Raw genomic sequence first — 14,005 nt, 5'->3', positions numbered from 1 at the left:
TTTCTAGATGGTTCTGGTAAAATTGAGGAAACATAATTAACAGATGGGGCCACTTAACAATTTCGACCCCATCTTTTTTTAGCTCAGGTTGGGTAAATCCGCTACTGGTGGGGGAGTTGACGGGGTTGTCACCCCGTCAAGTGTGTAAGTCCTGTGAAAAAAAGTTTTTGCAAATTGCATAAAAACAGAAATAAAAACTAGATATATAACTAGAGGCACATCTGAACTCAATTGAATACAAGAACCGGGGAGCATAGATGCCTCTCTGATAGGACAATATTACTTTTTTTTGCCTTAATGACTCTTAGGGAGGATAAAAAAATGCCAGATATATACAATCAACAGACAATCTCTTTACTTGATTCTCAGAGTAGTAACTTGCCTTCTGGCATTATTTCTAGTGACCCCAAACTCACGGAAAACGTTTTAGGTTTAGTCAACAATATTCCACTTCCGTCTGTCAGTGAAGTTCTCACTATTGACCAAAATCAAGAGTTAGATAAACCTGAAAATTCCGCCGATTTACTTGCCATAGAACCCGATTCTCAACTATCCAAAAGTTACAGCAGTTCCCTTAGTGCAACAGAGAAAATTACCAGCATTGATAGGATAACTGATGACGATTTACTAATCGGTAAGGTAGAGAATAGTGAGCTTCAAGGTCTTCTTGGGGGAGAACCGGGAGATACATTAATTGGAACGGCTGGCAGTGATTCTTCTGTTAAGCTATCTCCAGAAAATACGTTACTGAATAGCGCTGAATTAAAGCCAATAAAAATTGAGGAAAATCAAAAATTTGAGGGTGAGGTATCGTCGGCAGCTAACCTGCAAAAATCCCAGGTAGAGGAAGCAAATTCTCTTGTTATACTAGAAGAGAAAGTGGAGTTATCCGAGACAAAAGCGGCAATTACTCCAAATACAGTAGCAGATGAGAAGAATGAAAAAGTTCAAACAGAGGCATCCATAATTGAAACGGCTGGTAGTGATTCTTCTGTTAAGCTATCTCCAGAAGATACCTTACCAAATAGCGCTGAATTAATGCCAATAAAAATCGAGGAAAATCAAAAATTTGGTGGTGAGTTATCGCTAGCTGAGAACCTTGAAAAATCGCAGGTAGAGGAAACAAATTCTCCTGTGCTATTAGAAGACAAAGTGGAGTCATCCGAGACAAAAGCGGCAATTACTCCGAATACAGTAGCAGCAGATGAGAAGAATGAAAAAGTTAAAACAGAGGCATCAATACCCGCAAATTCTTCAGTAGAAGAGGAGATAAAACCAACCCTTCAACCAGATGAAGTTGTGGCTGTTAACTTCACTGAAAGATTAGAGAATAAAAGTTATACTGAGGAACAGCAAATTCTCTCTGAGACGAATCACAAGCCATCTGTAACAGAGCTTTTGACTACAAAAGAAGAGAACTTACTCGGTGTAGAAGAAGCAATCGCGGAATCACTAACGGATAAATTACTGGAGTTAGATGTAAGTTCTACTCTTGCTGAAAATTTATTACCAAAAGACCAAATTTTACCTACAACCACGAGCGATATCAGTGAGGAAAGTGCAAAAAAGCCACTTACTACTCCTTTAAATTTGACAAAAATTGAAACAAAAAATAAGCCAATTGAAAATAGTTCTTCAACTGCGATCGCATTTGAAGAAACTCCTAGCTTAACTACCAAGCCAAGCGAAAATACTACAACAGATCTGATCTCTATCCCTAATTCAACGGGAGATGAACTAGCTGAGACGAAAGAACCGTTAGTTACATCATCTAATCAGGTAAGTGATGCAAAAAATACAGCCGATATCACAGCTCAAGTGGAGTCTAAAGAAAGCTCAGAAGATATAGCTAAGAAACAGCCAGAGTGGGAAAATTTAACTAGCAGCGATTCTAGTATAAAAGATGACAGGGAAGATGGGATCGCGCCAAGTATTGCACCTGTTAAACCAGAAGAAGTAGAAGCTTTTAAATCGGGAGTTTTCACCGTTGGAGCGAGTGGAGAAGTCGGCATCGACTTTCTTTATGACGGTGGCTGGTATCAGGGTCAATTGGCAATTTTTAGCCTGGAAGGGATGGAAAAATACCAACCAGGTTCTCCAGAGTTTATCAAAGAATCAGCCATTCGTGCTGCTAGTAATTCCGAGTTAGGTTACATTGCAATTGACGATCTAGCTGAAGGTGCTCGCTTTATCGGTGTACTGGGGGAAACACACTATAATAGCGGCGAATACAAAGCAGTGAAGTCTTTTAAGCTGCGTCCAGGGAGCAGCTTTGGCATCATGTTAATACCCAATAATAGGGTAGAGGAAGTAGCAGAAAATCCGATGGTAAGTGGTAGCACACGCCCTTTATTTTCTATGACTACGGCCAATCCTAACGAAGCTTTTCATGTCGGTCAAATTGCCGATGTTACTGGTGAAGGAAATACCTTCGTTATGGAAGATATGCGTGCTGATGAGTGGACTGACCGCGATTATAATGACTTGATTTTTCAGGTGCGCGGCGCTATTGGAAAAGCGGCGCTGATGGATGAGGTTGTGGCTCCCGAAAAAGATTGGCGCGGCGCTGATTTAGGCAAAGCTTTAATTGCTTATGCTAAAACTTATGTTAATCCCGATTTTTTAGAGACATCCGATCCAGTCGATCCTGAGTCTGGGAATCCAGAAAATATTGGAGAACCCAATAGCAATAACGAAGAAATTGTAGGGGCAATCCCCCCACGATCGCCCTTATCAGATAGCAATAATACCGACTCCATACCCTCAGAAAAAACTGAGACGGTTTCGCCGGAAATTCCCCCGGATCAATTATTATCTATCGCCGATGCCAAGCAACTGATTGAATCCTTCGATATTATGCGATCTCTGGGACAAGAAATTCCCCAGAAACTCTTGGAATTAGCGGAAAAATCCCTGGCAAATAATCAGCCATTTTCCCCAGTAGTTCCGGCAACACTCAGCAATCCAATTGATATTTTTACCGGGGAAATAATCCCCACAATTCCCGTTCCATCGATTCCCAAACTGGAAATATTAGCACCGGAATCCAATCAGGGAACTCAGCCTTTAATTGGCGCGATCGCCCCCAGCGATAACCAGCCCCAAAACTGGGCATCAGCCTTAGTTGAATTTGTCAATACTGCCGTCAAATCCGGGCAGCAAAATGGTGTAGTCAACCTGAATATTGACTTAACAAAAACTCAGAATAGCGGCAATGATACCGGGATAACTTCACTAACGATTGAAGAAAAAGCCGCCTTATTATACGCACTAGAAAATAAGGTCTTAGTAATCGTACCAGTTGGCGACACACCGGGGAAAATTTCTCCCCTGGCTGAAGCATCAAAAGAATTTAATAATATCATTACCGTAGGGGCAGCAGAACGAGTTAATGACTCAGTTGCTATCTCAAAAGGATTCGCCGTATCACCAAATTCTGGCAGCGGTAGCAGTTTAGATATTGTAGCGGAAGTCAGCAATGACAACTCATCGAGTACCACAGTTGCTTCAGCCAAAGTCACCGATACAATTGCCCAAGTTTGGGCAGTAAATCCCCAGCTTAATTACACACAAGTTATTGATATTGTCAAGCGCACTGCCACCGATTTGGGTCAGCCAAATTGGGATAATTTGACAGGTGCGGGGATAGCGAACACCGAGGCAGCAGTTTGGCTGGCAAAAGCCACAGAAGCGCAGCCGATATCATCAGTAACAGCACCAATTACTGTGCAACCCTTGGCCGATGTTACCCTCACTCCTGGGCAACCTTCAACTAATATTGATTTAGACCAAATTTTTGCTGGTAATAGCTTAACTTATGAAATTATTGGCGGTTCCAGTGATTCTGTTAACCTGAAATTAACCGGAGGACAATTACAGCTTACCGGGTTGGCTCAATCTGGGGTGAAAGACGTTATAATTCGGGCAATTGATGCTACGGGTAAGTCAGTAGATACCAAGTTTTCTGTGACTAATTATTACTTGGAACAATCATCAGTTGCAGCACTCAATAATGCGCTGACTGATTTAACCAGTGCGATCGCCAACAACCCAGAGGGATTAATCGCGGCTTTAAGTAGTGAGGAAAGCGCAACTGCCTTGAATATTCTCACCGGAACCTTAGAAAAAAATCCCCAACTGATTCAACTTTTAGCGAATCCAGAAACCCTCAAAAACTTTGGCTTAGACAGTAATAAAGTTGGCACCATTCAGCAACTTTTACAAAGCCCAGAACTAGCGGCAGAATTTGGCTTAAATGTCCCATTAGGAGAAGCCTTAAGCAATCCTGACTCGACTCTATTAGATAGCTTCCTGCTGAATGCAGATCGAGCGGTTTATCTACTGCCAGAAAATGCCAAACAACCCAAAGTAGGATTTATTGATTTCAGCGAAGGAAATCACATCGAGAAAGTCACCAATGCCTTTGCTTCGGTTAACCCATTGGCGAACTATGACCAATTTAATGTCATTGGAGGAAATTGGGCAGAACAACTGGTAAAATTTGTCGATCGAGTTAAGCTGGCTGGGGAAAAACACGCCATTGTTAACCTCAGTTTTGACCTATCTCAATCAGATGATATTGGCATCACCACCCGCTATGAATTAACTTCCGTAGAACAGCAAGCCATTCACTATGCGCGGGAGAATAATGTATTGCTGATGGTAGCATCTGGAAATACTGGCGGTGTCATGTCGGCATTAGGTACAGCTAGTCAGAAATTTGACAATATTATTACCGTCGGTGCGGTGAATCAATTTGAGTCAAAAACCGATTATTCGGCTTATGGGAAAGGGTTAACTTTGATGGCTCCTGGAGGCAGTTGGCAAGATGACGCTCATGCCTTTGTTGGTACTTCCAGAGCCACCGCTTATGTCAGCGCCGCAGCATCATTAGTTTGGGCAGCAAATCCAGATTTAAGTTTCCAACAAGTTAAGCAATTATTAATAGATAGTGCGGCGGATTTGAATGCACCGGGATGGGATGAAACAACGGGTTTTGGGTTGATTAATCTTAAGGAGGCGATTGGCAGGGCGCAGTTAATTGAGCCGGATTTATTAGAAGTTAAATCTATTGATTTTACTCCGTCTGCTTTTAGTGGGGAAGGGCGTGCTCAAGCCCTTGCTAGAGCCGCTGGAGATAACACAGAAGAAGCGATCGCGCTGCTCCAAAAGACTCAAGAAAGTTTATTTGAACAGTGGCAAATTTTAGCTGATTTGGGCAATCCAGCTTTCACTTTAGCCGATTTATATGCAGAAGTAAAACAGAAAATTGCTGCTGCTTTAGACGAATATCAACAAGTTAGTACGGACGCGGGAATTACTACGGCGCAAGCGCAACAATGGGCAGAAGCTCTAGCCTTAGCAACCCAACATTATCAAATTGAAAAAGCGCGATTGCAAACTCTGTTACAACAGCAGAAAGAATTACAAGAGCAATTAGCAGCTTTGGGGCAACAAAAATCAGCCTTGGAGACAGAAACTCAACAAATGTTGGCTGATATTCAAAAGCAAATTGGAGTAGCAGAATCTGATTTAGCGAAGGCACAAGCTAAATTAACTAATCCCTTTGCTGATGTTGATGATAATTTACAAATTAATCCTCAACCTTGGCAAAATGCTGCCAATAATGAACAACAATCTGCCTCTAATTTCCGCGAACAGGCAAATGTTCAAAACGCAGAAGTAATACGTTACAATAATGCTGCTAATAGTATTGTTTCTACTCCTCGTTGGCAAGTCATAGGATCTACAAGTGGTCCTTGCGGGAGGACAAATCAAGTTTGGGGATGGGGGAGCGATCCTAATTTATTAAAACAGAAAACTCAATTGCAATTACAAGGGGAAATTTCTCGTCAAAATGTCCAAGCTTTTCAACAGTTAGCTGAACAAGCAGAGCAACAAAATGCTGCTTTAACTCAATATGCACAATTCCTCAATGACCAACAAAATCTGAATTTCGTAAATGGCAATACTAATGATGCGAATACCGTTTTGGAACTGCTGAAACAACAGTTATCTGAGCAGGAAAATGTTGCTAACAATTATCAAAAATTGGCAAGTTTAGCCGAGGCGCGACGGGTACAAAATCAAAGCAGCGCTGATTGGAATAATAGTCAAATTAACCGTTGGCAACAGGTAGGAACTCGACGCACAGGACGCTCTGGAAACAACACGGAACCTGTGTATGGATGGGTGCATTATCCTGAATATATTGCTCCCCGCGATCAAGCGCAACAATTAGCAAATCAAGCGGCACAGGAACGGGATGTTTATCAACAGTTAGCTTCTCAATCTCAGCAACAAGTCACTGCGCTGCAAGAACAGGTACGTAAACTTTCAGAAAGAGTGCAAGATTGGCCTGTTTTGCAACAGGGAATTAAGTATGAAATTACTGCTGATGAATTGCGTTTGCAAGCGGAGAAAGATTTACTCGCGTTACATACACCTGTACAACAGCAAAAGTTAGAAACGCTGAATCTACAAATTTTGCAAGCTGAAGAACAGTTACAAAAGCTGGAAAATCAGAAGATTCCCACGCAACAACAGGCGACTGATTTAACAGAAAATCGCTTGAAGGCAACGCAGACAGAAGTAGAAGCAATTCAAACAAAACGCGCTGAGGCACAGAAGGATTTACAGAATTTCTTGGAAACGGCTGGTTTCTTGTTGCCATATCGAGAACGGTTGACGGCGGTTCAAAAAACTGTGGAACAATTAGAAACAGAAAAGCTAAATGTCCAGTCAGTAATGCAGCAACTAGCTAATTTAATGCTGCAAACACCTAGTGATAGTTTGGGTCAACAACTTAATTATTGGAATGACCATTTGGCGAAGATTAATCAGGAGTTAGATTGGGCGAAGTTACAGCATGATCAGTTGGCACTTGCGATCGCGGATTCTCCTGAAAGATTAGCAATTTCTGGTCTGATTAAGGAATTGGAAACTGCATCAGCTTCTATTAATCCTACAGCTAAGATTGAAAAGCTGAAATTAATGGAGGGAAGTGGGGAGAATTTCTTAGAAGGTTTTGATAATTTGCCTCAACGTCTTGCTAGTGCTAAAGCTGAAGACACCCACACTCAGGAAGAGTTGGATAAGCTGAATCGGGAATATCGGGAGTTGGGTTTACAGAAAGCTAATTTGCAAGATAATCTCATTCCTGGGAAAGAGGGAGAAATTGCAGCGAAAGAGCAACAGATTGCGGGGACGGAAAGTGCGATCGCGCAAACTCAAGGCACTTTAAATAACCTGGAAAATCAGCTAACACAAACCCAAGATTCTTTAGCGCAAAATTCGGCAGAAATCAAGCAACAAGAGGAGGTAATTACTGCTACTCAATCTGAGATTAGTAATCTTCAAAATCAAATTGTTGCTAATAATTCTGAGATTCAGCAACAGCAGTCTGTAGCGCAAGGTTATCAGAATCAAATTAACCAAGCGAATGCTGTTGTTAATTCATTGGAACAGCAACGGCAAGCTAATCAAAATGCAGCTAATTACTGGAATAGTCAGATTGGTGTATTTAATGAAGCTGCTTATCTAGCATATAATCCTGATGTAGCATATCATGTCTCGATGAGATGGCTTCAAAGTGGTTGGCAACATTATGTAACTTGGGGGTGGCGTGAGGGTCGTCTTCCTAATCCACAAGCTGCAATCTATCGAAATAATTACCAAGCGGCTGCTAATTCCTACGCACAACAGCGAGATACAGCACAAGTTAATGCAGTACAAGTGACTGCTACTTTACAGCCTCAAATTGTTGCAAATCAGCAACAAATTGCTACTTTACAACAACAGCAACAATCTTTAACTCAGGAACAAAACGTATTAAATTCTCAACTTGCTAACCAGCAATCTCAACTCCAACAACAGCAACAAAAACTACAAGAAATTACTCAGCAAGTTAACAATCTGCAATCTCAAATCAACCAAACTCAGAACCAATTAAACGGTTTAAATATTCAACTCGGTAATCAACAACAGCAGCTAGAGGATTTAATTACACAACTGGCACAATTGAATCAACAAAAATCCGATCTCGAACAAAAGCTGATTGAAAAATATCGGGAAATTGAACTTACCGATCAATACTTTGAGCAAATAGAAGCCGAAGTAAATCGCCTGCAAAGTCGCTTAGATTTGCTCAACAAAGCGGGAGTTTTAGAGGAAAAATATCAGCAAAATTGGCAGTCTTGGCAAGAAACGAATCAGGCACTAGCGATAGCAACTCAAACTTTGTTAGATATTCGTAAAGCTGGACAACCAGACCGCGATCGCCTAGCATTTTTACAACAACAATTAAAGGATTCTCAGGCAACTTTAGAGCAGGTAAAATCTCTCCAAGAAACGATTACCGATACCCAAAAATCTCTGGAATTTACAAAACTGCAACTAGGGAATCAAACTTTACTGCTACAAAGCTTAATTGACCATGAGAATTCTTTTGTAGAATTGGAGCGGTATTATTTGAATTTGTCTGAGGCACATCGCCAACAGATATGGCAATGGAATGGCGGTTCCTACATTTATAATGCTGCTCAAGCTGATGCCTATCGTGCTAATTTGCAGCAAGCTTCGTTTGTCGCAGATTTGCGTAATCGTGGATGGCAACAACGAGAAGAAACGCTGACAAAAATTAACGAACTTAATCAAAAGATATCTCAACAAGAAACTGATATCGCTCAGAAGCGATCGGAGTTAGCTGGTTTGGGACAAAGCATTCCTCAAATAGAGTCAAAAATCACCACAATTCAAGGAGAAATTAACACTGTTACTAAAGGATTAGAACTGCTACAAGTTCAAGAAAATAAACAGACGCAAATTATCCAAAGCGCAACGACTACCACGCAAAATTTAGCGTCTCAACTATCGCAAACAACGGAATTACATTCGACTGCTTTGCGTCAATTGATTGGCTTTGGTATGTTGGCTTCTGAATCCGATGTTGATTTCTTTGCTACACAAGTAGAGCCACAAGTCAATACCCATTTAGAACAATTAAACAATGTGGGTGAGGACTTAGGAAATCAAATTGATGATCAAAATCAACAGATTGCTAATTGGGAGCAAGAATTAGCTAATACTCAAGATGATGTTAGCCAGCAAGCTCTGACAAATCTGATTAATCAAGCTAAGACACAATTAGGCAATTTGGAAGATTTGAAAGCATCAAATCAGAGTAATGCTAATGAGTTAGAAGACTTGTTGAAACAGGCAACAGAAGCATTGACACCTTTGCGTCAAAAGCAAGAGTTAGAAATTCGCCAAAAGCTTGAGAGTAATGATGGACGATTGGAATCTTTGCAGTCTCAATTGAACTCTGAAAATGCGGCTGATGCGGCCATTAAATCTGGGACAGTTTTAGATCATATATTATTGGCAGACCAAATTAATCAAGATTTGCGTCTGGGTGTAACGAATTGGACGGAGCAGTTTTTAGCAGGGAATCAGCAGACAAAGGAACTGGTTACACAGCAACAGGAGTTGTCGAATTCGGTTGATGAATTGATTGCCTATATTAATGATAATTTGGCAGAACAGGATGGGAATTATAATCGCATTCACACTGATTTGGAAAATGGGATTACGACTCTGGGTGTGGTGGAAAATCGCGCTGATGAATTGGATACTGCTTTTACTTCTACTGAGGATGCAATTGATAAAATTAAGCTGCGGATTGAGCAAGATGCGAAATTGTGGGAAGAAATTGCTCCTATTGCGATTCGATATGGTGCTGAGTCGCAACAACTTGCCGAATTTACTAACTTAGCTCAAAAACTGCAAGCAGCTAAAGAGAAATTTGACAAAAAACAGCCAGACGCGATCGCATTTGCCACTCAGGAAGTCTTACCAATTGCAGAATCTTTAATCGATCGAGCTAATGGCAATCCAGCTTTAGCTACTTATGGCGAAAAAGTCCAAGAATTATTAGCAAAATTCAATGATTTAGCAGCAAAACAAGCAGCTAGTGAAGCGAAAGCTGCCGAAGTGCGTCAAGAATGGGAAGATGCAACTAATTATGACGATACGCCCATCAATCAGATTAATTTTGGCGACAAATTAGTAGAATCCCGTCGAGGTCAAGATAACCTGATTTATGTTCGTAACTCCACCGATGGTGGCAAAACTTGGACACAGTGGTTACATACAGGTGGCGGCACTAATTTCGATAGCATCAAGACGGCAGTTGTTGATAATAAACTGTTCCAATCAATACGCGGTACAGACAATCAAATTTGGGGACGCTCTAGCACCGATGGAGTGAATTGGGGAAGCTGGTTCCCTATTGGTGGTGCGATGACAACTGACTACTCAATGGATGTTGTCGGGAAAAACTTAGTATTTACCGTTCGCAATTCCGATAATAAAATCTACTCTCGTACTGCTGTTAATGGTACGCAGTGGCAGAATTGGGAGTCTCTTGGTTCTACCATAAGCGATATCGTTCAAGATGTAGTTGATGGCAAATTCATTCAGTCTTATCGAGGCTTTGATAACCAGATTTATGTGCGCCAATCTGTTGATGGTGTTAAGTGGGAAACTTGGGAACAGATTGATGCTGTTATTGCTAAAGCTGATTGGCGACAACAGTATTTGCAAAACCTACAACAGTCTGACACTCATAACTTAAATACCGTCACTCGTACTCAATACCACAGACTCTATGGTTGTCGAAAGAATACTCTAACTTAAGAGATCCAAAGCCAGGGATATATGATCGAGAACTAGCTCTTGACTACGCCAAGTTGTATCTCAATACTCGCAATGAGACATATCCCATTCTAGGACGAGATATTCAAATACTTGGAAAAACTATCTCTGTTGGGGCGGACTGTACAAACTATGTTGCTCAATGTTTGATAGCAGGAGGAGTATTGCCTGAGAAATGGCAACCAGATCCATTCCCTAGCCCTGGAGGAGTTGATATAACAATAATACCAGGATTTCACTGGGATGCTACACTTCCTCCTGAGTATAGAGTTGCAGACAGGTTTGTTACTTATCTTCAAGATAAACACCTAGCTGTCAAAGTCAATGATTTCTCAAAACTCCAACCTGGAGATGTAATTTCATTTCAGGAAAATAAAGATCCAAGAGCCGATCATGTTGCTTTGTTTGTTGGATACAAGGTAGATAAACAGGGCAATACCATCTTGAAGAATGGTAAACCAATCCCAATGGCTGCTAATCACTCCTCTGATGGAATTAGAGAAGTTCCTATCAATCTAGTCAAAGATTTACTTCATGTAATTCCTCCATCTGAACAGGTAAGCAAGAGGTAGGCATATTTAACTTGTGTTTGACGAGCGAGCGCTCCTCACAAACCCATCTATTTTTCCAACCTACCCAAAGAGTGATCGCACTCACACCACCCCGAAAATCTCATCAAAAACTCAGAGGTAATTATGTCTTCTCAAAACATCCTGCAACAAATCAAAAACTCCCACTCCCTTTTACCAGTGAGTCGCGATCCGCCTCCGACACCCTACGCGATCGCGCTTACCAAGAAATTCAACAAACAGAAACCTTTGCATCCTAATTCCTTCAACTTATCACCCATAAAAGAGGTATAAGCCGATGATTTATTTGCCAATTACCCAAGTTCAGATTAAAGTGCGATCGCAGCTTTGCAAAAGATGTGCGATCGCCACTTCAAACTCTTTGTAAAACTTCTCAGAAGTGCGATCGCCTTTACCTTTTCCCAAGCGATCGCCCCCTCACGCCCCTCTCTTTCTCCAACCTACCCGGAGAGCGATCGCATGAACCCAATCAACAGGTATCGGGGCGATGCCAAGCGGATCGGGCGTTGCCGCCTACGTTCCAGTATTTCCCTACCAAGTAATAAACGATCGCTTATTAAAAATTGGGGTGTAATCCTAAAAAATTGCCAACAATACTCTGGAGTAATATTTGTGAATTACCATCAGCTTTCAGAAACATTAGATCCATACATTCAGTTATTAGAACAAACCTCCACTCCCCGCAATGCACTGCTCACTCACTCAATTTATCAGCAAGTCCATGACTTGAAATCTCTGCAATTCTTTATGAAATCTCATGTTTTTGCTGTCTGGGATTTTATGACACTTCTCAAAACGCTGCAACGTCGATTAACTTGTATCGAATTACCTTGGGTTCCTCCAATAGATATCCATTCAGCGCGATTAGTTAATGAAATAGTTTTGGTAGAAGAAACAGATGAAATTGCTCCTGGTTATTATACAAGTCACTTCCATCTCTACCTAGCTGCGATGGAAGAGGTTGGTGCAGATAGCGAACCAATTCGGAGTTTTATTGCTGCGATTCAACAAGGTTTTCCTGCTAACGAAGCTCTGGCCAATCTGCCGATTCCCGAATCTACTAAAAGTTTTGTATTAACCACTTTGAAAGCAGCAAGCGGATTGACTCACGAGGTTGCGGCGGTTTTTCTATTAGGTAGAGAGGATGTGATTCCCAAGATGTTTAAACAAATCCTTACCAAACTAGAAGATTCTCAAGGTATTCCCTGCAATTCCTTTCGTTTTTACCTGGAAAGACATACCCATATTGATGAAGAGCAACACGCACCAATGGGGCAAAAACTATTGAGAAATATTTGTGGCAATGACTCTCTAAAATGGATGCAAGCTCTAAATGCTGCTAATAATGCTCTGAAATCACGCCATTGTTTGTGGGATGGCATCAATCAGTCGATTCAAAAGTAGTTCGATCGAAAATAAGGGCGATGCCAAGCCCCCAGGCGAAACGCCTACGCTCCTGGATTGCCCCTACCAACTAATAGGCGATCGCCCCTTATCTCAAATTCTCCACTCGTGGGGGCAAAGCACTGAAGCGGCCTTACCTATCCCAGAAGCGATCGCCTTTCCCAGAAACCGGGTTTCTACAACAACTTTTGCATCCCCACCGAAATATTTGTTAAGAAACCCGGTTTCTTTATCCCACGCGATCGCGCTCTATTTAATCTCAAAAAAGGAGTCTTGTCTTATGACGATCGCATATTGGCTATTGTCCGCCAAAAAGAACAACCGATCGCCCCCTCCCAGCTCATGTATTATGCTTGGTGAGAAAGTTGCTCTCACAAAATCCTCCAGCCACAATGCAGGTAAAATATAAAGTTTTATTAAATCTGCATAAAAATCCCAGAGATTTTACCAATACATCAATAGAACCACCTAATTCCCACAATCAATCAAGGAATAACCGAAATGAACACCGCACAAATCCTCACAACCAAGCCATACAACCACCGCCAAGCTACCCTAGAAGACGCAAAAGCGATCGCCCCCCTAATGGCAGCCTTCGCTGAAGAAAGAGAATCCGCTGACCCCTCGATGACCATCAAACCAAATTATGACTTTGAAGAATACGTAGCCTATCAGTTGGACAAACCTAACTCTTTCTGCTTAGTGCTAGAATACATCGACCCCAACAGCACCGAAACTAAAACTATAGTCGGCATTTTCTTCGCATACACCTACGACGAAGCACCACCCCCAAACTTACCCGAATACCTGCGACAAGAACAAGATCAAAACAACCCTTTTATACCCCGTCGCGTCGGTTCAGTCCTCGGACTTTACGTGCAACCAAATCACCGACAACCGCAAAATATCAAACAACTAATTGAAGCCGGAATTGAACACGCAGAAACCTTAAAAGTTACAGATATTGATGTCCTAGTTTCAGCCGAACAAACAGGCATTCATACCCTCTTAGAACGCCTCGGTTTTGTCAAAGCCGCTGTCCAATATACCCGCCACTACGACATCCCCGCAGACGCTCAATTACCCAATTTACACCCCCCACATCCCGAACTTTCAGAAGTACAATTACCAGAACCCAGTGCCATTCCTCTACGCGCTCGGCTCTTTCGGCATCCTGTGGTAAAATGTATCAGATACTACATTTTACTAGGTTGCGAGCAATGGATCTTCACTTAGATATTTTATTAAATTTACCGAATGTAAGTGTTTTTACTTGTTATGATCGAGAAGGATTCAAG

At 41.6% G+C, this 14,005-nt stretch carries 6 protein-coding genes; all 6 read left to right on the top strand.

Annotated features, from left to right (window positions below; translation table 11 throughout):
• Positions 1-321 precede the first annotated feature (321 nt).
• The 6 genes from PN499_RS04070 to PN499_RS04045 all read left to right on the top strand — a co-directional run bounded on the left by PN499_RS04070 (position 322) and on the right by PN499_RS04045 (position 13,943).
• Positions 322-10,695 carry a S8 family serine peptidase gene (locus tag PN499_RS04070; protein ID WP_272030421.1) on the top strand — a complete coding sequence of 3,458 codons (10,374 nt, stop codon included), beginning with the start codon at positions 322-324 and terminating at the stop codon, positions 10,693-10,695.
• The gene (locus tag PN499_RS04065; protein WP_272030420.1) at positions 10,671-11,285 is read left to right on the top strand and encodes an amidase domain-containing protein; all 615 of its coding nucleotides are present in this window, start codon (positions 10,671-10,673) and stop codon (positions 11,283-11,285) included. Before PN499_RS04070 ends, PN499_RS04065 begins: the two co-directional genes overlap by 25 nt.
• Before the next feature lie 123 nt (positions 11,286-11,408).
• Positions 11,409-11,576 carry a hypothetical protein gene (locus PN499_RS04060; RefSeq protein ID WP_272030419.1) on the top strand — a complete coding sequence of 56 codons (168 nt, stop codon included), beginning with the start codon at positions 11,409-11,411 and terminating at the stop codon, positions 11,574-11,576.
• A 63-nt stretch (positions 11,577-11,639) separates the two neighbouring features.
• Positions 11,640-12,707: a DUF3050 domain-containing protein gene (locus PN499_RS04055; RefSeq protein WP_272030418.1), complete on the top strand. Its 1,068-nt coding sequence runs from the start codon at positions 11,640-11,642 to the stop codon at positions 12,705-12,707.
• The gene (locus PN499_RS04050; RefSeq protein ID WP_272030417.1) at positions 12,679-13,116 is read left to right on the top strand and encodes a hypothetical protein; all 438 of its coding nucleotides are present in this window, start codon (positions 12,679-12,681) and stop codon (positions 13,114-13,116) included. The genes PN499_RS04055 and PN499_RS04050 overlap by 29 nt, the downstream gene beginning before the upstream one ends.
• A gap of 92 nt (positions 13,117-13,208) precedes the next feature.
• A complete protein-coding gene (locus PN499_RS04045) occupies positions 13,209-13,943 on the top strand; it encodes a GNAT family N-acetyltransferase (RefSeq protein WP_272030416.1) in 735 nt (244 codons plus the stop codon).
• The last annotated feature ends 62 nt before the right edge of the window (positions 13,944-14,005 follow it).

The sequence above is a fragment of the Kamptonema animale CS-326 genome (genome assembly GCF_028330895.1).
Taxonomy (GTDB): domain Bacteria; phylum Cyanobacteriota; class Cyanobacteriia; order Cyanobacteriales; family Microcoleaceae; genus Kamptonema; species Kamptonema formosum.
This window is presented reverse-complemented; position numbering and strand designations above follow the sequence as displayed.

What these genes read in the sequence shown, in the direction of transcription:
- PN499_RS04070 (WP_272030421.1), top strand. Translation starts at nt 322, where the DNA reads ATGCCAGATATATACAATCAACAGACAATCTCTTTACTTGATTCTCAG.
- PN499_RS04060 (WP_272030419.1), top strand. Translation starts at nt 11,409, where the DNA reads ATGTCTTCTCAAAACATCCTGCAACAAATCAAAAACTCCCACTCCCTT.
- PN499_RS04055 (WP_272030418.1), top strand. Translation starts at nt 11,640, where the DNA reads ATGTGCGATCGCCACTTCAAACTCTTTGTAAAACTTCTCAGAAGTGCG.
- PN499_RS04050 (WP_272030417.1), top strand. Translation starts at nt 12,679, where the DNA reads ATGGCATCAATCAGTCGATTCAAAAGTAGTTCGATCGAAAATAAGGGC.
- PN499_RS04045 (WP_272030416.1), top strand. Translation starts at nt 13,209, where the DNA reads ATGAACACCGCACAAATCCTCACAACCAAGCCATACAACCACCGCCAA.